Origin of the sequence: Streptomyces sp. NPDC005408 (genome assembly GCF_040606445.1) — a bacterium.
In the GTDB taxonomy this organism is placed as follows: Bacteria; Actinomycetota; Actinomycetes; order Streptomycetales; family Streptomycetaceae; genus Streptomyces.
The window spans coordinates 1-23,233 of the sequence record NZ_JBEXEX010000037.1; the positions used below are offsets into that span (position 1 = coordinate 1).

The following is a 23,233-nucleotide window of genomic DNA, read 5'->3' on the forward strand; positions in this document are numbered from 1 at the left end:
GCTCCGCGTCGGCTCCTTCCTCCGCCTTGCGATCGCACGCACCGCAGTGACATCAGCCGCTCCGCGACGGGCCGCTCACTGATCCGGCCTGATCCCAACGGCACCCCCTAAGAACTCCTAACGAAATGATCTTTGAGGTGGTTGGATCAGTCCGGGACTGATGATCCGGGGGTTCGGGGTGGCTCGGCCAAAGCCGTCTGAGGTCGATGACGAGTTGTGGGCGGTGATCGAGCCACTGTTGCCCAAAGTCGAGCGTCGGCCCCGGCATCCCGGGCGCAAGCGGCATCCGGACCGGCTGGTGTTCCAGGGCATCCTGTTCGTGCTGCACACCGGGATCGCCTGGGATCACCTGCCGCAGGAAGTCGGCTTCGGTTCGGGCATGACCTGCTGGCGCCGTCTGGCCGAATGGACCGAGGCCGGGGTGTGGCCCCGGCTCCACGAGGTCCTCCTCGCCAAGCTCCGCGGCGCGAACGCCCTGGACTTCTCCTGGGCGGCGGTCGACGGCTCCCACATCCGGGCGTTAAAGGGGGCACCAAGACGGGACGAAGCCCCGTCGACCGGGGCAGGACGGGCAGCAAGCACCACCTGATCACCGATGCCACCGGCGTCCCGCTCGCCGCCACGTTGACCGGCGGCAACCGCAACGACGTCACCCAGCTCATCCCACTCCTCCAGGCCGTGCCGCCGGTGCGAAGCAAGCCGGGCCAGCCCCGGCGCCGCCCCGACGTAGTGCTCGGCGACCGTGGCTACGACCATGACAAGTACCGCCGTCTCGTGTGGGATCTCGGCGTGAAGCCACTGATAGCCCGCCGCGGCACCTTGCACGGCTCCGGCCTGGGCAAACAACGCTGGGTCGTGGAGCGCGCGTTCGCCCACCTGCACTGGTTCCGCCGACTACGGATCCGCTGGGAGATCCGCGACGACATCCACGAAGCCTTCCTCGCCCTCGGATGCGCACTCATCTGCTGGCGGCGACTGCCCGCTCTGGCGAGCGATGCCGTGGGCTAGTCAGCCGGCGCCAGCCGGTTGAGAACTTCCATGGGGGTAAAGCACCAGCCGACCAGGCGCGGCCCGCTCCAGTTGATGCCGATCATGAGTCCATCCCGGGCGACATCGGGCAGTTCGCGCTCGCGCCAGGTGTCCAAGGGCATGGATTCGACGCGTAGCCCGTGCCCCCAGATCTTCGCTGCCCTCTGGGCGCGGGCCGAGGTCGACCAGAAGGGAAGACTTCGCGTGCCGTCCGCGGAGAGGTGAGTCGGACTTCCGTCGTCATCCCGGACAAGCCAGACAACTCCGCTTTGGCGGACGTCTTGGAAGAATGCTGCCGCTTGCGAACCGCTCTGACTCATGGCCGCCGAGCCTAGTGCTGTGACCGAGTAGGTTCGCCGGGTTGGTGGTCGTGGCGGTTGGATGTGCGGTGACGTCCGATCCGACCGCTGGAGGCGCGGTGGCTGAGCCTGTCCGTGTGCGCAGACTCACCGACCAGGAAGGGCAGCGCCTGCGGCAGATCGTACGCCGGGGCAGCACGAGTTCGGTGCGCTACCGTCGCGCGATGATGCTGCTGGCCCCGGCTGGCGGGAACCGGGTGCCGGTGATCGCGCAGCTGGTGCAGGCCGATGAGGACACCGTCCGGGATGTGATCCACTGGTTCAACGAGATCGGCCTGGCCTGCCTGGACCCTCAATGGGCGGGAGGTCGTCCCCGCCAACTCAGCACTGACGACGAGGACTTCGTCGTCCAGACGGCCACCACTCGGCCCGCCAAGCTCGGCCAGCCCTTCACCCGCTGGTCATTACGCAAGCTCGTCGCCTACCTGCGGAAATTCCACGGCCGGATCATCCGCATCGGCCGCGAAGCATTGCGTTGCCTGCTCGCCCGCCGCGGCATCACCTTCCAGCGAACCAAGACGTGGAAGGAGTCGCCAGACCCCGAACGCGATGCCAAACTCGAGCGGATCGAGGAAGTGCTGGACCGCTTCCCGGACCGGGTGTTCGCGTTCGACGAGTTCGGCCCGCTCGGGATCCGGCCCACCGCAGGCTCGGGCTGGGCCGACAAGGGCCGGCCCGACCAGCTGCCCGCCACCTACCACCGCACCCACGGGGTGCGGTACTTCCACGGCTGTTACTCGGTCGGCGACGACCGCCTGTGGGGCGTCAACCGCCGCAGGAAAGGTGCCGCGAACACGCTGGCCGCGCTGAAGTCGATCCGCGCCGCCCGGCCCGACGGGGCGCCGATCTACGTGATCATGGACAACCTGTCCGCCCACAAGGGCACCGACATCCGCCGCTGGGCGAAGAAGCACAAGGTCGAGCTGTGCTTCACTCCCACCTACGCCTCCTGGGCCAACCCGATCGAGGCGCACTTCGGGCCACTGCGGCAGTTCACCCTCGCGAACTCCAACCACTCCAACCACACGGTCCAGACCCGCGGCTGCACCGCTACCTCCGCTGGCGCAACGCCAACGCCCGCCATCCCGACGTCCTTGCCGCCCAACGCCGCGAACGCGCCCGCATCCGCAGTGAGAAGGGCCTCCGCTGGGGCGGACGACCGCTCATCGACGCAGCCTGACCTACCAAAGCCGGTGAGCTTCCCAACGGAACGATAAGTTTTTGTCCGGGATCGAGTCGTGAGGTGGGGCAATGCGGCATGCAGCAGTAGGCGTCGACATCGGTGGTACCAAGTTGCTCATGCTCGCGGAAGGGCAGGATCTTGAAACGCCGATCGCTCGGCGCCTGGCCACGGGACCCTCGACAGGTCCTGCAGACATCGAGGCCGCTTTCCATGCCTTCCTCGCCGACAACTCCCTGAAGCCGACGGCGCTGGGGATCGCCGTGCCCGGCCTCGTTGAGAACGGCCAGGTCAAGATCTCTGACGTCTTGCCCCAGCTCACAGGCTGGCAGGGAATACGCAATGACGGCATCCCGGCGCTGCTCGTCAACGACATCCGGGGTGCTCTCGCGCAGGAGACGGCCGGTCTCTCCAGAACCTCGTCCGCTGTCGTAATTGTCTGCGGGACCGCAGTGGGCTCGGCCTACCTGTGCGAGGGACGGGTCATCCGCGGCTCGCGAGGATGGGCTGGTGAGATCGGCAGCATGCCCATTCAGACACCACAAGGGGTCAAACGGCTCGACGACCTCGCCGGCGGCGGTGCGATCGTACGCGAGGTCGGCAAGCATCCAGAACAGATCCATGCCGCGCTCGCCACTGGCGATGCCCAGACACAGGGCATCGTCAACGCTGCCGGCGAGGCGCTCGGACTCGCCATCGCCTCGCTGGTCAACATCCTCAACCCCGACACGGTACGAATCGCCGGCGGCACCCTCGGATATGCGGGCTACTGGGACACCGCCGTAGCGACGGCACGCACCCACGCCCTGCCCGAGTTGTGGGACGTCTGCACCATCGACCGAATCCAAGCCACGGAACTGGTCGTCGCCCGAGGTGCCATGCGTCTCGCCACCGCAGCCATCGATGGCCAAGCATGGGTCCAGCAATACGTCTGACCAGACGCACATCTGGGGCTCCGGATCCGTTCTCGACCGACTGGAACCGATGCGCCCTCACGCTCCGCACATGAGGCATCAATCTGCAAGCACCAACCCGGCGAACCTTCGCGGTCAGAGCACTAGCGTTCCCCGCCACTCATTTCGTTAGGAGTTCTAAGTGCCTCTGGTGTCCAAAAACTAACACCGCTAGTTTGGGATGCGGACGAATTGCGGCAGGCTCTGGAGGAGTGCGATGAAGGCTCACGACGGGATGTACATCGGCGGCCAGTGGCGGCCCGCCCGCGGCCCGGACACGATCGCGGTGGTGAACCCGGCGGACGAGCAGGTCATCGCCCATGTCCCGGCCGGTACGGCGGCGGATGTCGACGACGCCGTGCGCGCGGCCCGCGAGGCTTTCCCCGGCTGGGCCGCCACCCCGCCCGCCGAGCGCGCCGCTCGGATCGCGGCCCTGCGCGATGTGCTCGTGGCCCGCGCCGACGAGATCGCCGAGACCGTCACCGCCGAGCTCGGCGCGCCGCTTCAGCTGTCCCAGACGGTCCACGCGGGCGTGCCCGTCCTGGTCGCGGGTTCGTACGCCGAGCTGGCCGCTTCGTACTCATTCGAGGAGACGATCGGAAACTCCACCGTGCTGCTGGAGCCGGTCGGCGTCGTCGGCGCGATCACACCCTGGAACTATCCGCTGCACCAGGTCGTCGCCAAGGTGGCCGCGGCGCTGGCGGCGGGATGCACCGTCGTACTCAAGCCCGCCGAGGACACGCCGCTGACCGCGCAGCTCTTCGCGGAGGCCGTCGACGAGGCGGGAGTGCCCGCCGGAGTGTTCAACCTGGTGACGGGCCTCGGCCCGGTCGCCGGGCAGGCGCTCGCCGCCCACGAGGACGTCGACCTGGTCTCCTTCACCGGCTCCACCGCGGTGGGGCGGCAGATCGGCGCGACGGCGGGCGCTGCCGTCAAGCGGGTCGCCCTGGAACTCGGCGGAAAGTCCGCCAATGTCATCCTGCCGAGCGCCGACCTGGCCAAGGCTGTCAACGTCGGCATCGCCAACGTCATGTCCAACTCCGGCCAGACGTGCAGCGCGTGGACCCGGATGCTCGTCCACAAGGACCAGTACGAGGAGGCGGTGGCGCTCGCCGCCACCGCGGTCGCCAAGTACGTACCGGGCGAGCGGGTCGGCCCGCTGGTCAACGCCAAGCAGCAGCAGCGCGTACGCGGCTTCATCGAGAAGGGCGTCGCCGAGGGCGCCCGCCTGGTCGTGGGCGGTCCTGAGGCCCCGCACGAGACGGGCTACTACGTCAGCCCCACCGTCTTCGCCGACGTCACCCCGGATATGACCATCGCGCAGGAGGAGATCTTCGGCCCGGTCGTCTCCCTGCTCAAGTACGAGGACGAGGACGACGCACTCCGTATCGCCAACGGCACCGTCTACGGGCTCGCCGGCGCGGTCTGGGCCGCCGACGAGGCCGAAGCCGTCGCCTTCGCCCGGCGGATGGACACCGGTCAGGTCGACATCAACGGCGGACGCTTCAACCCCCTTGCTCCGTTCGGCGGTTACAAGCAGTCGGGCGTCGGCCGGGAGCTCGGCCCGCACGGCCTCTCCGAGTACCTCCAGACCAAGTCCCTCCAGTTCTGAGCCGGGAGCTTCACACATCATGGTCCGCGCCGCTGTACTGCCCGCTGTCGGTTCTCCGCTGGAGATCACCGACATCGAACTGCCCGAGCCCGGCCCCGGCCAGGTGCGGGTCCGCCTCGCCGCCGCCGGGGTCTGCCACTCCGATCTGTCGCTCTCCAACGGCACCATGCGGGTGCCGACGCCGTGCGTACTCGGCCATGAGGGCGCGGGGACGATCGTCTCCGTCGGCGAGGGGGTCGCGCATGTCGCCCCGGGCGACGGTGTCGTCCTCAACTGGGCACCCTCCTGCGGGAGTTGCCACCACTGCGCGATCGGCGAGGTATGGCTGTGCGCGGGCGCACTCACGGGTTCGGCGAACGTCTACGCCCGTACCGCCGGCGGCGCGGAGCTGCACCCCGGCCTGAACGTCGCCGCCTTCGCGGAGGAGACCGTCGTCGCCGCGAACTGCGTCCTCCCGGTCCCGGACGGCGTCCCGCTCACCGACGCCGCCCTGCTCGGCTGCGCGGTCCTCACCGGGTACGGCGCGGTCCACCACTCCGCACGCGTCCGCGAGGGCGAGTCGGTCGTCGTCTACGGCGTCGGCGGGGTGGGCCTCGCCACGCTCCAGTCCGCCCGGATCGCGGGCGCGTCGACGATCATCGCGGTCGACGTGTCGGAGAAGAAGGAGTCGTTGGCGCGGGGCGCGGGAGCGACCGAGTACGTCGTCGCCTCCGACACCACGGCGAAGGAGATCCGGAAGCTGACGGGCGGCCAGGGCGCGGACGTGGCGATCGAGTGTGTGGGGCGGGCCGCCACGATCCGTACCGCCTGGGAGTCCACCCGCCGGGGCGGCCGCACGACGGTCGTCGGCATCGGCGGCAAGGACCAGCAGGTCACCTTCAACGCGCTGGAGCTCTTCCACTGGGGCCGCACGCTCTCGGGCTGCGTCTACGGCAACAGCAACCCGGCGCTCGATCTCCCGGTGCTGGCGGACCACATCCGGGCTGGTCGCCTGGACGTGGAGGGCCTGGTGACCGACCGGATCGGTCTTGACGGGATCGCGGGGGCGTTCGACAACATGCTGGCGGGCAAGGGTGGGCGTGCGCTGGTGGTCTTTTAGTTCTCATCGTTCTCAATCGCCGGCGGGCCTCCAATGGAGCCCCGCCCGCGATTGAGGCGCGGAGGGAAACCCACTGCCTGCGCAAACCGTTGACCCCATACCCACCGGTCGGTATGGTCCCCGCACTCCTCGTCCCCGCACCCACCGGAGTGTGCACGCATGGACACCCCCGCTCAGTCGCCCACCACCCGCCGCCGCCGCGTCGCCACCGCCGCCGCCCTCGCCTCCGCCGTCGAGTGGTACGACTACTTCGTCTTCGGCATCGCCGCCGCTCTCGTCCTCGGCGACCTCTACTTCCCCTCCGGCAGCTCGTCCGCCGGTGTCCTCGCCGCCTTCGCGACCTTCGCCGTCGGCTTCCTCGCCCGCCCCATCGGCGGCATCATCGCCGGCCAGCTCGGCGACAAGCGCGGCCGCAAGCCCATGCTGGTCCTCGCGCTGACCCTGATGGGCCTCGCCACCACCGGAATCGGTCTGCTCCCCACGTACGAGACGATCGGCATCGCCGCTCCGGTGCTGCTCGTGCTGTTCCGCGTCATGCAAGGCATCGCCGTCGGCGCGCAGTGGGGCGGCGCGATGCTCATGGCCACCGAGTACGCCCCCGAGGGCAAGCGCGGCCTCTACGGCAGCCTCGTCCAACTCGGCGTCCCCATAGGCGTGGTGACCGCCAACACCGTCTTCCTCGTCGCCGGCGCCGTCACCAACGACACCACCTTCGCCGCCTGGGGCTGGCGCATCCCCTTCTTCGCCGGCTTCCTGGTACTGGCCCTCGCCTGGTTCATCCACACCCGGGTCGAGGAGACCCCGGAGTTCCGCGAGGCCGAACGCGCCCTGGCCGCACAGGAGAAGACCGAGCCCCGCTCGCCACTGCGTACGATCCTGCGCGAGCACCTCGGCACGGTCTTCCTGGCCGGCGGCTCCTTCGCCGTCAATACCGCGACCTTCTACATCATCATCACCGGCGTGCTCGACTACGCGACCCGCGAACTCGACATGAAGCGCAGCGCCGTGCTCACCGTCTCGCTCTGCGTCAGCATCACGCAGCTGGCGCTGATACCGGCGTCCGCCGCCCTCTCCGACCGCGTCGGACGGCTGCGCATCTACGCCGCGGGCGCGGTCGGCCTGCTGGTCTGGGCGGTGCCGATGTTCCTGCTGATCGACACCAAGTCCCTGCTCTGGCTGGCGGTCGGCACCTTCGTCACCAGCTGTTTCCTGAGCATCATGTACGGGCCCCAGGCCGCGCTCTTCGCGGAGCTGTTCACCGCCGAGATGCGCTACACCGGCGCTTCGCTCGGCTACCAGATCGCGGCGGTCTTCGGCGGCGGCCTGGCGCCGTTCATGATGGTTCTGCTGCTCGAGGCCACCGGCACCTCGATGGCGGTCTCCGGCTACATCATCGGCCTCGCCGTGATCGCACTCCTCTCCATCAGGATCCTGGCCGCCCGCGCCGCCTCCCGTACAGCGGCTGTTGAGACGGACACCCCGCAGACCGCCGACGATCCGGAGACCGCGAACGAGCCGGAGGCCGCGAACGAGCCGGAGACCGCGAAAACCGCCTCCACTATGGATTGATCCGGTCCCTCCTCCCGCCCGTGAGACCCCTATGTGCGGCCGCCCTGTCATCCCCCGCCGGGGCGGCCGCATCCCCTCACGAGCGAGATGCAAGGACCGCACATGGCCGACCTGCCTGTCTTCCAACTGTCGGAATCCGTCACCGGATCACCCGCCGACCGGGCCCTCGGGCTCGCGATGGTGGATGCCTGGCGGACCTACGGAATCTTCTACCTGGCCACCGACCCGGCCCAGCAGCACATCACCGACTGGGCCATCGAGGCGAGCAGAAGGTTCTTCGCGAGACCGCTGGAGGACAAGGCCCGCCATGTCAGCGCCACCAGCTACAGCGGATACATCGCCTCCGGCGAGGAGGTCACCGCAGGCGAGGCCGACTACTCGGAGATCTTCACCGTCTGCAAGGACGTCTCACGCAACGACATCCGGTCGGTCGCCGGCTGGCCCTGTCATGGCCCGGTGCCGTGGCCGGAGGAGTCGTACAGGCAGTCCATGGAAGCCTTCATGACCGAACTGGGCTCCATGGGCGAGATACTGCTCAGGCTCGTGGCACTGGGCCTGGGTCTTGAGGACCCCGCCGCGCTCACCGCGCTCACGCACGACGGCTGGCACCATATGCGCGTCCTGCGCTTCCCCGCCGAATCCAGGACGACCAACCGGGGCATCGGCGCCCACACCGACTACGGACTCCTGGTCATCGCCGCGCAGGACGAGGTCGGCGGGCTCTGGATCCGGCCGCCGGTGGCAGGTGAGCAGCGCAACCGGAACTGGCTGCAGAGCGAGAGCAGCGCCGGGATGTACGAGAACGAGCACCCCTGGACCTACGTCGACCCGGTCCCCGGCACCCTGACCGTCTTTCCCGGCGACATCCTCCAGCTCCTCACCGGCGGCTATCTGCTCTCGACCCCGCACAAGGTCAGACTCGCCGACCGCGAGCGCCATGCCATGGCGTACTTCCACGAGCCCAACTTCCAGGCCTGGGTGGAACCGCTGCCGCACGCGCACAGCCAGGGCGCACCGGTGGCGGCGGACGAGGAGAACCGGCTGCACTACGGCACCCACTTCACGCATATGTTCATGCGCTGCTACCCGGAGCGGGTCACCACACTCCGCCTGCATGAGACGGGCGGACTGCTGAGGCTGGCGCAGCTGCGGGAGGCCTCGGATCAGGCCTGACGGCTGCCGTCCCCGGACGCTCCGGCCTCCGGCGCACACGGTGCGTTCTCCGACGACGTAACCGGCGCGACCGGTGTGACGTCCGGCGGGACCTCTGCCTTGACCGGAACGGTCGCGGCGGCAGCCCGCCCGGCCCGGGAGCGCGAGACGGCAACTCCCGCCAGGCACAGCGCTCCGCCCGCCAGAGTGAGTCCGGCCGGCACCTCGTCCAGCGCCAGCCACGACATCAGCACGACCAGCGCGGGCACGGCGTAGGTCGTCGCGCCCATCCGCCCCGCGGTCGTACGGGCCAGCGCATAGGCCCAGGTCGTGAACGCCAGCGCGGTCGGGAACACGCCCAGATAGACCATGTTGAGCGTGGCCGACAGCGGTGCCCGCTCCGCCTGGGACACCAACTGCCCGACGAACGGCAGGCAGGCCACCGCCCCGACCAGGCAGCCGAACGTCGTCACTTGCAGCGCGCTCGCGTGTGCCAGCGCGGGCTTCTGGCCCACCACCCCGCCCGCGTACCCCACCGCAGCCAGCAGGCACAGCAGCACGCCCAGCGTTGAGGCGCTGCCCTCGCCCGACATCGAAAGGCCGACGGTCACCGCTCCCGCGAACGACACCGCCATTCCGGCCAGCAGCCGCGGCGGCAGCGCCTCTCCCAGCAGCCGTGCCCCGAGCAGCGCGATGAGAATCGGGCCGATGTTCACGACCATCGCGGCCGTGCCCGCGTCGACCTCCTGCTCGCCCCAGTTGAGGACCACCATGTAGATGCCGAACCAGAGCAGTCCGGATATGGCGATCCCCGGCCAGGCGGCCCGCGGCGGCAGCCCCTCGCGCCGGACGAGCAGTACGCAGCCGAGTGCGAGCGACCCGGCGAGCAGCCGCCCGAGGGCGAGCGCGCCGGGGGAGTAGGCCTCACCGGCGCTGCGGATCGACACAAAGGCGGACGCCCACAGCACGACGGTGACGCCCGCCGCGGCCAGGGCGGGCCACTGTGCACGGTCGGGGCGCGAGGAGTTCGTCATGCGCCGACCGTACGTCTTGGACCGTTCGGCGCTCACCGCAATATTCCCGGCTCGATGCCGAGCAGCTCGGCCAGCGCCCGCTCGCCGTCCGCGGTCACCTTCACCGCGCGCTCGGACCCGATCCGTACACACCACCCCGTGTCCAGGGCGTGGCGGCACAGCTCGGCTCCCGCGAGGCCCGCGAGATGCGGTTTGCGCTCGGTCCAGTCCAGACAGGACCGTACGAGCGGGCGCCGCCCCTTCCGTTCGAGAGTGAGCCCCAACTCGCCGAACCAGGCGAGCCCTTGGGCGGTCAGTGCGAAGCCGGTGTCCTGGTTCAGCAGCCCGCGTGCGGTCATGGCCTGGGTGATCGCGATGCCGAGCCGCCCCGCGAGATGGTCGTAACAGGTTCGCCCGCGGGCCATGGCGCTGCGTGTACTGGCCGCCCGCAGCGAGCCCGGCGCCGCGTCCTGCGCGGGTGCCGTGTGCGCGTCCAGCTCCTCGACGAGATGGGCGACGCTCTCGCCCGCGAGCCGCACATACCGGTGGCGCCCCTGGCGCTCCTCGGCGAGCAGCCCGCCCGCGACGAGCTTTCCCAGATGCTCGCTGGCGGTCGACGGCGCCACGCGCGCGTGCCGGGCGAGTTCGCCCGCGGTCCAGGCGCGGCCGTCGAGCAGCGCGAGACAGAAGGAGGCCCGGGTCTCGTCGGCGAGGAGCGCGGCCAGCGCGGCAAGGTCTCTGGATTGCATGCTTCCAGCATGGGGCCGCCACTGTTCGGCGTCAGCCGAACTGTGCCCACCGGGAACCGTCAGGCGCGCACCAGGGCCGCGTACTGCACGGCCAGCCCGTCGATGAGGGCCCGCAGGCCCGTCTCGAAGGCACCCTCGTCCACCTTCTGCTGCCGGTCGGCGAGCAGATGCGCCTGGCCGAGATGCGGATAGTCGGCCGGGTCGTACGCGGTCTCGTCGTCGACGAAGCCGCGGGCGAAGGAACCGAGTGCCGAGCCGGTGATGAAGTACCGCATCAGGGCGCCGATATAGGTGGCCTGGGCCGGTGGCCAGCCCGCGCGGACCATTGCGCCGAAGACCGCGTCGGCCACTTTCAGGCCCGCCGGGCGGCGGCCCGGGCCGCGGGCGAGTACCGGGACGGTGTTGGGGTGGGCGGTCAGGGCCGCGCGGTAGGAGACGGCCCAGTCGTGCAGCGCGGTGCGCCAGTCGCGCTGGTCGTCCTCGTCGAACATCGACAGGTCGACCTGGGCGCTGACCGCGTCGGCGACGGCGTCGAGGATCTCGTCCTTGTTGCGGAAGTGGTTGTAGAGGGAGGGCCCGCTGACGCCGAGTTCGGCGGCGAGCCTGCGGGTGGAGACGGCGTCGAGGCCCTCGGCGTCCACGAGCGCGCTCGCCGTCTCGACGATGCGTTCTCGGCTGAGGAGGGGCTTGCGCGGGCGGGCCATGCGGCACATAGTAGGGCCTGCCAACAAGAAACTAGCAGTGATAGTTAAAAGTGGGTGGGCGTATGAACCTGGAGCTCAGCGAGGAGCAGCAGGCCGTCCGGCAGCTGGCCAAGGACTTCGTCGGCCGCGAGGTCACCCCGAATGCCGTCGAGTGGGACCGCGCCGAGAGCGTCGACCGATCGATCGTGAAGAAGCTCGGCGCCCTGGGCTTCCTCGGGCTCACCATCGACGAGGAGTACGGCGGCTCGGGCGGCGACCATCTGGCGTACTGCCTGGTCACCGAGGAGCTCGGACGCGGCGACTCCTCCGTGCGCGGCATCGTGTCCGTATCGCTGGGGCTGGTCACCAAGACCATCGCCGCCTGGGGTGACGAGACACAGAAGCGCCAGTGGCTGCCCCGGCTCACGGCCGGAGACGCGCTCGGCTGCTTCGGGCTCACCGAGCCGGGCACCGGATCCGACGCCGGGAATCTGACCACCAAGGCCGTGCGCGACGGCGACGACTACCTCATCAACGGCTCCAAGATGTTCATCACCAACGGCAGCTGGGCCGATGTGGTGCTCCTCTTCGCCCGCACCAATGACACACCAGGGCACAAGGGCATATCCGCCTTCCTGGTCCCCACGGACACCCCCGGGCTGACCCGCCGCACCATCCACGGAAAGCTCGGCCTCCGCGGCCAGGCCACGGCCGAGCTGGTGCTCGAAGACGCAACCGTGCCCGCCGCCGCGATGCTGGGACCCGAGGGCAAGGGCTTCTCCATCGCCATGTCCGCGCTCGCCAAAGGACGGATGTCGGTCGCGGCGGGCTGTGTCGGCATCGCCCAGGCCGCTCTCGACGCGGCGGTCGGCTATGCGGGCGAGCGCGAGCAGTTCGGCAAGTCCATCGCCTCGTACCAGCTGGTGCAGGAGCTGATCAGCGACATATCGGTGGACGTCGACGCGGCCAGGCTGCTGACCTGGCGGGTCGCCGACCTCATCGACCGCGGCGAGGAATTCGCCACGGCAGCCTCCCAGGCCAAGCTCTTCGCGTCCGAGGCGGCGGTGCGCGCGGCCAACAACGCCCTGCAGGTCTTTGGCGGCTACGGCTACATCGACGAGTACCCGGTCGGCAAGCTGCTGCGCGACGCCCGCGTGATGACCCTCTACGAAGGCACCAGCCAGATCCAGAAACTGATCATCGGCCGCGCCCTGACCGGCGTCTCCGCCTTCTGAGTACTCACCTAGGTACGGGAGCGGATGTGGCGCGGGCCACTCCCGCCCGATGCTGACGCCCATGAGTGACACACAGGTCAAGCAGCAGAACACCGCGGCCTTCTACGGACAGGCCGTCTCCTCCTTCGCCGTCGCGCTCGGCGCTGTCGGCCTCGGCATCCTCTATCTCGACGCCGACGTCTGGGTGCGCGGCTTCCTCGCCATCGCCGTCCTCTATCTCACGACCTCGGCGTTCACCCTGGCCAAGGTGATCAGGGACCGGCAGGAGGCGGGGCAGATCGTCAGCCGCGTCGACCAGGCCAGGCTGGAGAAGCTGCTCGCCGAACACGACCCCTTCCAGAAGCTCTGAGCCTCTAAGCGCTTGCTCACCCTCGGGGTATGGTGAGCCTTCCGATGAACGGAAGGGGCGAGCGATGAGTACGGCGGAGGACACGGCCGGCGATGACATGCCGTGGGGCGAGGTCACGCCCGAGGCGGCGAGAAAGCTGCTGGTCGCCGCCGTCGAGGCCTTCGCCGAGCGGGGCTATGACGCGACGACGACCCGGGACATCGCGGGCCGCGCCGGGATGAGCCCCGCCGCGCTCTACATCCACTACAAGACCAAGGAAGAGCTGCTCCACCGGATCAGCCGGATCGGGCACGAGAAGGCTCTGGAGGTCCTGTCGACGGCGGCCGACACCGACGGCACGCCGTCCGAGCGGCTCGCCGGCGCCGTGAGTTCGTTCGTCCGCTGGCACGCGGGGCGGCACGACACCGCTCGCGTGGTGCAGTACGAACTCGACGCGCTCTCCGACGAACACCGCACCGAGATCGTCGAGCTGCGCCGCCGCAGTGACGCCGTCGTACGCGGGATCCTGCGCGACGGCGTGGAGTCGGGGGACTTCGACGTCCCGGACGTGCCCGGCACCACGGTCGCCGTGCTGTCGCTCTGCATCGACGTGGCGCGCTGGTTCAACACGCAGGGGCGCAGGACGCCCGACGAGGTCGGCGCGCTGTACGCCGACCTCGTCCTGCGCATGGTCTCCGCCCGGAAGACCCCATAGATCCAGCCGGGCTCAGAAGAAGTAGCGGGACACCGACTCCGCCACGCACACGGGCTTGTCGCCGCCCTCGCGCTCAACCGTGACGAGGGCGGTCACCTGCACGCCGCCGCCCGCCTCCTCCACGTTCTGCAGCACCGCCGTCGCGCGCAGCCGCGAGCCGACCGGCACGGGGGCGGGGAAACGGACCTTGTTGGCGCCGTAGTTGATGCCCATCTTCATCCCTTCGACGCGCAGGACCTGCGGTACGAGGACCGGGAGCAGCGACAGCGTGAGATAGCCGTGCGCGATGGTCGTGCCGAAGGGACCGCTCGCCGCCCGCTCCGGGTCCACGTGGATCCACTGGTGGTCACCGGTGGCTTCGGCGAAGAGATCGATCCGCTTCTGCTCGATCTCCAGCCAGTCGCTGTGCCCAAGCTGCTCGCCGACTCCGGCGCGCAGCTCCTCGGCGGAGGTGAAGATCTTCGGCTCGGCCATGTCCGGCTCCCTGCGTCTCGTCTCGTACCTGCGGAACATCAGTTGTCTAAGCGCTTGCTCAGCATGGTTGGGCGGGCAGTTCCTGTCAACGGACGCCCAGTAGGCTTCGGGGAGTGCCACAGATTCCCGAGAAGATTCACGAGCTCACGGTCGGCCAGCTCTCCGCGCGCAGCGGCGCCGCCGTGTCCGCCCTGCACTTCTACGAGTCCAAGGGGCTGATCAGCAGCCGCCGGACCAGCGGAAACCAGCGCCGGTACAGCAGGGATGCACTACGTCGCGTCGCCTTTGTACGTGCCGCGCAGAGGGTCGGCATCCCGCTCGCCACCATCAGGGACGCGCTCGCCGAACTGCCGGAGGAGCGCACGCCCGACCGGGAGGACTGGGCGCGGCTTTCCCAGGCCTGGCGGGCCGAGCTCGACGAGCGCATCCGGCAGCTCGGCCGGCTCCGCGACCATCTCACCGACTGCATCGGCTGCGGCTGTCTCTCCCTGGAGACCTGCGTCCTGTCCAACCCGGACGACGTCTTCGGCGAGCGGCTGACCGGCTCCCGGCTGCTGCCGGAACGCGGACGGCCCGCGAAGGACCCCGCCTGATCGCGGCATGAAGGTGGGCCCGCACCCCCGTGACGGGCCCACCTTGTCTCTCTGTCCGCGCGTTGTCTTTCTGTCCGCGCGCGCCGGCGGCCTACTCGTACTCCGTGCCGCCCTTGCGCGTCAGATACGCGGGGCTGACGGCCTTGGCGATCGCCCTGCCGCCCACCACCGGGCTGTAGCGCTCGGCCGCGGGACGGATCATGACGCCCTCACGCAGATGCAGCTCGCGCCCGGACACGCTCTCGCGGCCGCCGGCCAGGTCCAGCACGGTGTCGATGTCGTACGGACCCTCGAACAGCCGTGGCACCAGCGGCAGTTCGCCCTCCAGCAGGCCGGCCGGGTCCAGCCAGCGGACCTGGCCGTCGATCTCGGCCGACACGTCGAAGACCGCGTAACCGAGCGCCTCGGAGCGGGCGTTGGCCCCGTAGCCCAGGTCCTGAACCCCGGCGCCGTACACCTCGCCGAATATCCCGACGCGCTTCGCCCCCAGCTTCTCGGCAAGGCGCGCCGCGACCGCCGGGACGTCATGGCCGAGCACCGCGCGCCAGTACAGATTGCGCCGGTCCTCCTTGAGGGCGAGTCCCTTGGCGCCGAAGCCCTTCGACGACACCTGCACGCGCCCCGGCTCGCCGTCCGCCGCGCTGTACGTCACCAGGCAGGCCGAGCCGTGCACCTTCTCGGTGAGGACGATCTGTTCGCCCGGCTCGAAGATCTCCGGATAGCGCTGGATGTTCTCGATGTCGACCCAGGGCAGCAGATCGGGAGCCCGTTCCACATCGCCGTCCATCGTGGGCGGGACGGGTGGCGACCACTTGGTGATCGAGAGCAGCTCCGCGAAGTCCGTGCCGTCGGCGGCCGCCTGTGCCAGATCGAGGTCCGCGAGCGCCCGAGGGCGGCAGACGATGCCCTGCGACAGCTCGCCTCGCAGCCGCACCGCCTTGACCCGGTTGGACTCGCCTCCGGCGAGCCGCCCGGTCAGACCCAGCTCCTCGATCAACTCGGCCGGGAGCACGGACTGTTCCGGGATGTAGACGGCGGCGTCACCACTGCGGAAGGCGCCCTTGGCGACGACGGCGCGGTACAGGCCCACCTGGGCCAGTTCGAGCGCGTCGGCGTTCGGGTGCTCGTGGACGGTCAGCAGCTCTGCGGTGACACGCAGCGTGGACATCGGCGTCTCCTCGGTTACGGATTTCCGCCACCACTGTGCGGGCCGTGACCGGGAGGGGGCCACTCAATATCGAGGACGTCCAGGGCCGTTCGCACCAGTTGGGCATTGGACGCGGCACGCCGCCCGTCGGGCAGGAGGAGCACGTCCTCCAGGCCGATCCGGGTGTCCAGACCCGACGCCCGCGCCAGCCGGAGCACCGGCCACGCCCCGCCGTCCTCGCCGTGCAGAAGCAGCGGTATCCCATGGGCTGTGCCAAGTTCTGCAAGGAGCGAGCGCGCCGAATCCTCGGCCGTGGCGGGAGCGGTGTCCATGACCTCGGCGAGCACCCGCAGGACGCGTGGGGCAAGCGGGGACGCGAGAAAGCGCCGTGGCCCGCCGGTGCCCGACCACAGCCCCGCCTCCACGCCGACGCCGCGCTCCAGCAGGGCGGCCGCGACCAGTTCGGCGCCGGGCTCGTGCCAGTTGACCGAGGCGTGGTCGGGCAGCACCGTCCAGGCGCGGACCCGCGCCGCCCGGCGATCGGGATCGGGCTCCGCCCAGGCGCCCGTGGTCACGCCGACGGGGACGTCCACCACCGCCCGTACGGCCGTGAGCACTTCGGCCACGGCGCGCGGGGACAGAGTGTCGTCGCCGCAGGGCGTCTTGGGGTGCACATGCACCTCTGCGGCGCCGGCCGCGACAGCCTCGGCCGCGGACGCGGCCATCGCCCCCGGGGACAGCGGCACGGCTGCGCCGTCGGCGGCCGAACGGGGGCCGTTCAGGCAGACCTGGATCATGTGACCAAGGGTGCCTCACGCCACTGACAACGCAGATCCGTCCTCAACCGCCGGACGGGCTCCATGGGAGCCCCGCCGGCGTTCGAGGCGCGGGTGCCGGCCGCGTGACCCGCGGAAACCTCAGGCCACCGACGCCAAATCCTTGCGTCCCGCCCGCTTGGCCGCCGCCACCGCCTCGGCCGTCAGAACGGGCTGCGGCACGACAATCCCGCAGCCCGTGCAGAGCGGCCCGAACCAGGGCTCGTTCGCCAGATCCTGCCGCCACACGATGTGCGTTCCCCCGCACACCGGGCAGCCCTTTCCGGGTTCGGTCTCCAGCGCGGCTATCAGCCGCCGCAGGACCTCGTCGAGCGCAGCCGACGGATGGGCGGCCGGGCTGTCGCAGCGTGCGACCCCGTTCCCGCCCCAGGTCCGCCGGTGCCAGTCGTCGATCGACGCCGGTCGCCGCAGTCCGTCGTGCTTCTCGCGCTTTCGGCGGTCCGCGAAACTCTCCTCGTACGCGAGCCAGACGGCCCGCGCCTGTTCCAACTCCTCGAGCGCGGCCACCAGCCGCGCCGGATCGGGGGCCCGGTCCTCGGGCTCGATGCTGTGCCTCGCGCACAGGTGATCCCAGGTCGCCCGATGCCCATAAGGGGCAAAGCGTTCCAGGCACTTGCGCAGTGAATAGCGCCGTAGCGCCAGATCACACCGCGTATCGCGCACCTGTCTCGCAAGACTCCGGAAACCGGCCATCGCACTGCCACCTCCGTCGCTGGTACTTCGGCTTGAGGAATGGACGTACGAGTACCCGATCCGGCTCCATCGAATATTCGATGGGTGTCATCACTTTCCGGTGGTGGCCAACCGGCCCTCCCCGTGTGGCGATTCGGGAAAGGTGACGCATGTTCACCTTACTGGCGAGTCTTACCGCCAGTAACCTCCGGCGCATCGGCCTCCCCGAGGAGCATCCATGCGACGACGCACCGGAAGACTCACAACTGCCACCGCCGCCGCGGTGTTCGCGCTCGCCGCCGGTCTGCCGGCCCCCCTGCCGCAGGCCGCCGCCGCCAACACCGCAGCCCCCACCGCAACCGCAGCCGCCGACGGCGACCTCTGCCAAGGCCGGTGCGCCGACATCCTGCCTCCCGGGCAGAACGGCAACGCCACCCTCGCCGACATCCTCGCCCACAAGGTCTTCGGCACCCGCCCCGCCCACAGCTCCGACCAACTCGGCCGCTACGACTCCCTGGTGGGGGGCTACGGCGGCCTCACCGACGCCAAGCTCAACGACTTCTTCAACGACTCCTCCTTCGGTGTCCCCGACGGCCAGGTCGAATCCGTCGCCACCCCCCGCCCCGATGTCACCGTCACCCGCGACAAGAAGACCGGCGTCCCCCACATCAAGGGCACCACCCGCTACGGAACCGAGTTCGGAGCCGGATTCGCGGCGGGCCAGGACCGCCTCTGGATGATGGACCTCTTCCGGCACATCGGCCGCGGGGAGCTCACCCCGTTCGCCGGCGGCGCGCTCGCCAACCAGGGCCTTGAGCAGCAGTTCTGGCCCGCGGCTCCCTATACCGAGGCCGACTACGAGGCCCAGGTCGAGCAGATCCGGGCCACCGAGGGCGCACGCGGCGAGCAGGCCATGGCCGATGCCCAGGCGTACGTCGACGGCATCAACGCCTACCGCGTGCAGTCCAAGAACGGACGGTACTTCCCCGGTGAGTACGTCCTCACCGGGCACATCGACTCGATCACCAACGTCGGGGAGATCCAGCCCTTCAAGATCACCGACCTGATATCCATCGCCTCGGTAGTCGGCGGCCAGTTCGGCGGCGGAGGCGGCGGTGAGGTGCAGGCCGCGCTCTCCCTGCTCGCCGCCCAGAAGAAGTACGGCCTGGTGGAGGGCACCAGGGTCTGGGAGTCCTTCCGGCAGCGCGAAGACCCCGAGGCCGTGCTCACGGTTCACGACGGCAGCAGCTTCCCCTACGCCAACAAGCCCGCGAACCCGCGCGGTACGGCACTGCCGGACGCCGGTTCCGTGGTGCCCGAGCAGCTCGTGTACGACCGGACCGGCTCGGCGGGCACCGGAGTCAAGTCCCCGCTGCGGGCACCCGCGGCTCTGAAGCCCGCACAGGGCATGTACGACGACGGAGTGATCGAACCCGGCTCGCTCGGCGGCAGGCGCGGTATGTCCAACGCGCTCCTCGTCTCCGGCAAGAGCACCGCGAGCGGCAACCCCATCGCCGTATTCGGTCCGCAAACCGGCTATTTCGCGCCACAGCTGATGATGCTCCAGGAGCTCCAGGGCCCCGGCATCTCCGCCCGAGGCGTCTCCTTCGCCGGAGTCGGCATGTACGTCCAGATGGGCCGCGGCAAGGACTACGCCTGGTCCGCCACCTCCGCCGCCCAGGACATCACCGACACGTACGCCGTCGAGCTCTGCCAGGACAGCACCCACTACCTCTACCGGGGCGTCTGCACTCCGATGGAGAAGCTGGAGAAGACCAACGCCTGGAAGCCGTCGGTCGCCGACTCGACCGCCGCGGGCTCCTACCGTATGCAGGTCTTCCGCACCAAGTACGGCATCGTCACCCATCGCGCCACGGTGGCCGGCAAGCCCGTCGCGTACACCTCGCTGCGCACCACCTACCGCCACGAGGCCGACTCGATCATCGGCTTCCAGATGCTCAACGACCCGTCGTACGTGACGGACGCCAAGTCCTTCCAGCAGGCTGCCCACAGCATCGACTACGCCTTCAACTGGTTCTACGCCGACTCCCGCACCGCCGCCTACTTCAACAGCGGCATGAACCCGGTGCGGGCCGCCGACGTCGACCCGGCGCTGCCGATCGCGGCCGAGCGGCAGTACGAGTGGCAGGGCTTCGACCCGGCCGCCAACACCGCCGCGTACACGCCCTTCGCCCAGCATCCGCAGTCCGTCGGCCAGGACTACTACATCTCCTGGAACAACCGGCAGGCCAAGGGGTACGCCACCGCGGCCTTCGGCTTCGGCGCCGTGCACCGCGGGGACCTGCTGGACGACCGGGTGGCCAAGCTCGCCGCGGACGGCGGCGTGACCCGCGCCTCGCTCACCCGGGCGATGGCGGAGGCCGCCCTCACCGATCTGCGCGGCGAGCAGCTGCTGCCCGAACTGCTCGAAGTGCTGCGCTCGCAGCCCGTCACCGACCCCCAACTCAATGCTGTAGTACAGCAGTTGGAGTCCTGGCGGGCCGCGGGATCACAGCGCAGGGAGACCGTGCCCGGCTCGCACACCTACACCCATGCCGACGCCGTGCGCATCATGGACGCCTGGTGGCCGCTACTGATCGAGGCCGAGTTCAAACCGGGGCTCGGCGACGACCTCTACACCGCGCTGACCGGGAGCCTGCCGACCGACGAGTCCCCGGCGGCGGCCCACGGCGCTACCGGCGCGCACAGCGGATCCTCGTTCCAGTACGGCTGGTGGGCCTTCGCCGACAAGGATCTGCGGCAAGTGCTCGGCCGGCCGGTCCAGGGACCGCTGGCGAAGACGTACTGCGGTGGCGGCGACCTCGCCGCGTGCCGTGAGGCGCTCCTCGCCACGCTGAAGCAGGCCTCGGCGAAGCCGGCGACCGAGGTCTACCCCGGCGACGGCAGCTGCAAGGCCGGGGAACAGTGGTGCACGGACGCGATCATCCACCGGGCGCTGGGCGGCATCACGCACCCGGCGATCAGCTGGCAGAACCGGCCGACGTATCAGCAGGTCGTGGAGTTCCCGTCCCATCGGTAGACATCAACCACCGCGGGCCGCACGGACGTTGAGACGACTCAGCGTCCGATGCGGCCCGCGGCCAGCACCACCCGCGCCAGCTCCTCGTGGCATATGTCGCTGTGCGCACCCGCAGGCGGACCGCCGCGCCGTACGACCGACGCCGTGTCCACGCTGACGCAGCCCGAGCCCGGGATCCCCCGGACCAGCGCCTCCTCCAGTGTCAGCCTGGCCAGCGGTTGCACGGCCTGGATGCCGTCGTGCCCCATCGCCCACCACCGCTTGTCGAGGCCGACCGCGTTCGCGTCGTCCCCGGCCAGGCTGGAGGCCAGCGGATAGATCACACCGAGCGCGCTGTCGTGCCGCGAATAGCAGGCCACCACGGGCCCGTCGACCCGGTGCTCCATCGTGCGCAGGGCGCCGCCGCTGTGGGGAGCGTGCGGCAGGCTCGGAGCGAACGCATAGTGCGAGAGGGCTCCTTGAAGGAGCGTCAGCGACTTCACATTGTCCACGCCGTGGGGCAGCCCGCGCAGCGCGAAGGAGACCAGCCGCGCCCCCTGGCTGTGCCCCACCAGATGCACCCGCACAGCGGGGGACGACCGGGCAAGCTGCCCCAACAGGGGGCCCAGGCCCAGCTCGCCGACTGTTCCGGCGCGCCGCTTCATCGCGTAGTACGTCGTCTGCCGCAGCAGCTCCTTCGCCCCCTTCCACACCGTCTTGAGGCCGCCGCCGATGGAGAAGGCTGCGACGGCCGGCTCCTTCTCCGTCACCTCCACGCTCTCCTCCAGCGCCAGCGCGAACTTCCGGCACATCGTGAGAGCGTCCTCCATCAGCACGGCAGGCGGCCCCTGCTCGTCATGGGGCAGATCGTCCCTGAAAAAGGTCCCCCCGAGCCCGCCCGCCGGTGCCTCGGTCAACTGCCGTGCCAGTGCCCCGAACTCCGCGAAGGCCACCTCCGACTCGGGCTGTTCGTCGAGCAGTTGAGCCAGTCGCCGCACCGTCGCGTCGTGCCCGGGAAACAGCTCGACCAGGGCGTCCTGCGTCGCCTTGTCCAGCGTGGCGTCCAGTGGCGGAGCCACCGCCGAGGGCCGGAAGTCCGGAATCGGCTCGTCCGCGAACTTCATCGACGGCCAGACGACGCCCACGTAGCCGAGCCGCACTCCGTCGCCCGTCAGCCCCGGGAAGGGCGCGAAGAAGGCCGAGTAGAGCCGGCCCGCGACGGAGGGCGAGTTGTTCCAACCGTGAGCGAACATCACCAGATCGGTGACATCCATTTCAGCCAGACTGTCGCGCTGCGCGGCGTTCACATCGCCGTCCTTGTCGAAGGTGACTTCGCGGTACGGCTCCACACTCATTTCCGGCATGACCGGCCCTCCCCGTTTTTGTCCGCCGATGCCCCAGCATCCTGCGGGAGGGGAGGAACGGCCATACCTGCGACCGATGCTCGATCGGTGCTGGTCCCCGTCGGTCGGAGGCGGTCGGTCAGAGACGGTCGGCGGCGCGGACCAGGTGGAGATGGATCAGTACGTCGTAGGTCGCGCCGAGCCGCACCGGCTCGGTCCCTACCGGCCACGCGTTGCCGATGTTCCGCGTCTGGCGGACCACATTCAGCCAATCCCGCGCGACGGGCGGAGCCGTGCGCATGTCGAGGTAGTAGTCACGGCGCGACGCCTTCTCGAGGATCTCTTCGTTGCCGCCGGGCTCGGGCGGCCCGACCCGGAACGTACGGATCGGCTCGGCCGGATCGTTCAGGTCGAGCGCGTTGAACGTCCCCTGCCCGAAGGTGAATCCGGCGCTGACGTAGTCGTTCCCGATCATGTCCCGGATGAACGCGCCCTGGAGCTTGGGGTACTGCGCGGGATTGCTCGACTCGTACCCCACATGCCCGTTGTGCGCGGAGAGCAGGATGCGCTGTCCGGTCTGCCGCTGCCACCACACCGTGTTCTCGGCCATGGCCCGGTCCCGGTAGCGCATCGCGTCGTCGCTCTGGTCCGGGTCGAAGAGGTCGTACGCGTACTCCGTACCGGTCTGTGCGATGGCCCGGGCGTGCTGGAGCACCCAGGCGTGCTCCTCGCGGCCGGCCGGCGGACGCTGCCGCTCCAGCAGCGCCAGCGCCTGCTGGACGTCCTTGGCCATCGCCCGCCGTTCGGCGAGCGGCTTGGCCAAGTACGCCTTCATCGTGGCGTCCACGCCCGCCGTCGGACGCGAGGCCCGGTAGAGCCGGGTGAACTCCGGCAGCAGCCGCGGATACTGCTCGGCCACGTAGTCCGTCACCGTGTCGAAGAGCTGCGGCCCCGCGTAGCCCAGGTCGTTGCCCATGAACTGCACGGGATGGTGCGGATGGCGGAGGTTGTGCTCCCGCATCCAGCGGATCAGATCCAGATACTCGCGGGTGTTCCACAAGAGATACGAGTTCTGGAACTCCTCGCGCATGATGCGCCGGGGATCCCCCTTGCCGTGCAGCACATAGTCGTTGAGGCGCAGTCCCGAGCTCCAGTTGGCTTCCAGGGCGTAGGTGGTGAAGCCCTTGCGCTCCACCAGATCCCGGAAGACCCGGTGCTTGGTGGTGAAGAACTCGGCGGAGTTGTGGGTGGCCTCGCCCATGCCCAGGTTCTTCGCCGTGCCGATCATCCGCTCCAGCGGCCGCAGATCGGACAGCGGCTGGGCGGCCCGCGCGATGGCGTGGACAGGGTCTTGGTGTGATGACTGCGGCCGCGCCCGAGCGGGCCCGACGGCGACCAGCGAGCCGAGAACCGGCACGAGCAGCAGCGCCTGCAGTAACCGTTGACGTGCCTTCGAGTACATGGATCAAGCGT

21 protein-coding genes and 1 pseudogene are annotated in these 23,233 nt (G+C 69.8%); 12 read left to right on the forward strand and 10 right to left on the reverse strand.

The genetic code is table 11. The annotated features are described in order from the left end of the window. Positions 1-160: 160 nt before the first annotated feature. Positions 161-1,008, forward strand: a protein-coding gene (locus ABZS64_RS27815; protein WP_355835222.1) for an IS5 family transposase whose coding sequence is annotated in 2 segments (ribosomal slippage) — positions 161-521 and positions 521-1,008 — 849 coding nt in all. Because the reading frame shifts where the segments join, the coding sequence is not laid out codon by codon here. Here ABZS64_RS27815 and ABZS64_RS27820 read toward each other — a convergent pair. Next, entirely contained in the window at positions 1,005-1,349 is a 345-nt protein-coding gene (locus ABZS64_RS27820; RefSeq protein ID WP_355835225.1) for a DUF2750 domain-containing protein, read from the reverse strand. The genes ABZS64_RS27815 and ABZS64_RS27820 overlap by 4 nt on opposite strands. A 98-nt stretch (positions 1,350-1,447) precedes the next feature. Between ABZS64_RS27820 and ABZS64_RS27825 the strand changes: the two are divergent. From ABZS64_RS27825 to ABZS64_RS27850, 6 genes and pseudogenes are all read left to right on the forward strand, one after another. Continuing rightward, positions 1,448-2,568: pseudogene (locus ABZS64_RS27825) on the forward strand (IS630 family transposase). A gap of 71 nt (positions 2,569-2,639) precedes the next feature. Then, complete coding sequence (locus ABZS64_RS27830) at positions 2,640-3,503, forward strand: ROK family protein (protein WP_355835228.1); 864 nt, start codon at positions 2,640-2,642, stop codon at positions 3,501-3,503. Between the two features lie 235 nt (positions 3,504-3,738). Then, on the forward strand, positions 3,739-5,133 hold the full coding sequence (locus ABZS64_RS27835) for an aldehyde dehydrogenase family protein (RefSeq protein ID WP_355835231.1): 1,395 nt from the start codon (positions 3,739-3,741) through the stop codon (positions 5,131-5,133). A 19-nt stretch (positions 5,134-5,152) separates the two neighbouring features. Next, positions 5,153-6,232: a Zn-dependent alcohol dehydrogenase gene (locus ABZS64_RS27840; RefSeq protein WP_355835234.1), complete on the forward strand. Its 1,080-nt coding sequence runs from the start codon at positions 5,153-5,155 to the stop codon at positions 6,230-6,232. A 159-nt stretch (positions 6,233-6,391) separates the two neighbouring features. Further along, on the forward strand, positions 6,392-7,801 hold the full coding sequence (locus ABZS64_RS27845; RefSeq protein WP_355835237.1) for an MFS transporter: 1,410 nt from the start codon (positions 6,392-6,394) through the stop codon (positions 7,799-7,801). 102 nt (positions 7,802-7,903) lie between these two features. Then, positions 7,904-8,974, forward strand: coding sequence for a 2-oxoglutarate and iron-dependent oxygenase domain-containing protein (locus tag ABZS64_RS27850; RefSeq protein ID WP_355835240.1), 1,071 nt, complete (start codon positions 7,904-7,906; stop codon positions 8,972-8,974). Here the strand turns inward: ABZS64_RS27850 and ABZS64_RS27855 are convergent. The 3 genes from ABZS64_RS27855 to ABZS64_RS27865 are packed head-to-tail and all read right to left on the reverse strand — an operon-like array spanning position 8,965 to position 11,419. Continuing rightward, on the reverse strand, positions 8,965-9,987 hold the full coding sequence (locus ABZS64_RS27855; RefSeq protein WP_355835243.1) for a DMT family transporter: 1,023 nt from the start codon (positions 9,985-9,987) through the stop codon (positions 8,965-8,967). The genes ABZS64_RS27850 and ABZS64_RS27855 overlap by 10 nt on opposite strands. Before the next feature lie 32 nt (positions 9,988-10,019). Further along, positions 10,020-10,715 (reverse strand): winged helix-turn-helix domain-containing protein, encoded by a 696-nt coding sequence (locus tag ABZS64_RS27860; protein ID WP_355835246.1) that lies wholly within the window; start codon positions 10,713-10,715, stop codon positions 10,020-10,022. 59 nt (positions 10,716-10,774) lie between these two features. Further along, the gene (locus tag ABZS64_RS27865; RefSeq protein ID WP_355835249.1) at positions 10,775-11,419 is read right to left on the reverse strand and encodes a TetR/AcrR family transcriptional regulator C-terminal domain-containing protein; all 645 of its coding nucleotides are present in this window, start codon (positions 11,417-11,419) and stop codon (positions 10,775-10,777) included. A gap of 62 nt (positions 11,420-11,481) precedes the next feature. Between ABZS64_RS27865 and ABZS64_RS27870 the strand changes: the two genes are divergently transcribed. From ABZS64_RS27870 to ABZS64_RS27880, 3 genes are all read left to right on the forward strand, one after another. Further along, complete coding sequence (locus tag ABZS64_RS27870) at positions 11,482-12,633, forward strand: acyl-CoA dehydrogenase family protein (protein WP_355835252.1); 1,152 nt, start codon at positions 11,482-11,484, stop codon at positions 12,631-12,633. Between the two features lie 61 nt (positions 12,634-12,694). After that, positions 12,695-12,982, forward strand: a complete 288-nt coding sequence (locus tag ABZS64_RS27875; protein WP_355835255.1) for a YiaA/YiaB family inner membrane protein — start codon at positions 12,695-12,697, stop codon at positions 12,980-12,982. A 64-nt stretch (positions 12,983-13,046) separates the two neighbouring features. Further along, a complete protein-coding gene (locus ABZS64_RS27880) occupies positions 13,047-13,676 on the forward strand; it encodes a TetR/AcrR family transcriptional regulator (protein ID WP_355835258.1) in 630 nt (209 codons plus the stop codon). A 12-nt stretch (positions 13,677-13,688) separates the two neighbouring features. Here the strand turns inward: ABZS64_RS27880 and ABZS64_RS27885 are convergent, their stop codons facing one another. After that, the gene (locus ABZS64_RS27885; RefSeq protein WP_355835260.1) at positions 13,689-14,150 is read right to left on the reverse strand and encodes a MaoC family dehydratase; all 462 of its coding nucleotides are present in this window, start codon (positions 14,148-14,150) and stop codon (positions 13,689-13,691) included. A gap of 113 nt (positions 14,151-14,263) precedes the next feature. Here ABZS64_RS27885 and soxR point away from each other — a divergent pair, with 113 nt between their 5' ends. Continuing rightward, the gene (gene soxR, locus ABZS64_RS27890) at positions 14,264-14,743 is read left to right on the forward strand and encodes a redox-sensitive transcriptional activator SoxR (protein WP_355835264.1); all 480 of its coding nucleotides are present in this window, start codon (positions 14,264-14,266) and stop codon (positions 14,741-14,743) included. Between the two features lie 91 nt (positions 14,744-14,834). Here soxR and ABZS64_RS27895 read toward each other — a convergent pair whose 3' ends face one another. The 3 genes from ABZS64_RS27895 to ABZS64_RS27905 all read right to left on the reverse strand — a co-directional run bounded on the left by ABZS64_RS27895 (position 14,835) and on the right by ABZS64_RS27905 (position 17,419). Then, positions 14,835-15,911, reverse strand: coding sequence for an RNA ligase (ATP) (locus ABZS64_RS27895; RefSeq protein WP_355835267.1), 1,077 nt, complete (start codon positions 15,909-15,911; stop codon positions 14,835-14,837). Positions 15,912-15,925: 14 nt separating this feature from the next. Continuing rightward, positions 15,926-16,687 (reverse strand): 3-keto-5-aminohexanoate cleavage protein, encoded by a 762-nt coding sequence (locus ABZS64_RS27900; protein ID WP_355835269.1) that lies wholly within the window; start codon positions 16,685-16,687, stop codon positions 15,926-15,928. A gap of 120 nt (positions 16,688-16,807) precedes the next feature. Continuing rightward, positions 16,808-17,419: a hypothetical protein gene (locus ABZS64_RS27905; RefSeq protein ID WP_355835272.1), complete on the reverse strand. Its 612-nt coding sequence runs from the start codon at positions 17,417-17,419 to the stop codon at positions 16,808-16,810. A 217-nt stretch (positions 17,420-17,636) separates the two neighbouring features. On the opposite strand from ABZS64_RS27905, the gene ABZS64_RS27910 reads away from it, so the two are divergent. Further along, positions 17,637-20,438 carry a penicillin acylase family protein gene (locus ABZS64_RS27910; protein ID WP_355835274.1) on the forward strand — a complete coding sequence of 934 codons (2,802 nt, stop codon included), beginning with the start codon at positions 17,637-17,639 and terminating at the stop codon, positions 20,436-20,438. A gap of 38 nt (positions 20,439-20,476) precedes the next feature. On the opposite strand, the gene ABZS64_RS27915 is transcribed toward ABZS64_RS27910, so the two are convergent. Beyond that, positions 20,477-21,772: a serine-threonine protein kinase gene (locus tag ABZS64_RS27915; protein WP_355835409.1), complete on the reverse strand. Its 1,296-nt coding sequence runs from the start codon at positions 21,770-21,772 to the stop codon at positions 20,477-20,479. Between the two features lie 127 nt (positions 21,773-21,899). Next, positions 21,900-23,222 (reverse strand): erythromycin esterase family protein, encoded by a 1,323-nt coding sequence (locus ABZS64_RS27920; protein ID WP_355835277.1) that lies wholly within the window; start codon positions 23,220-23,222, stop codon positions 21,900-21,902. Positions 23,223-23,233: the final 11 nt, after the last annotated feature.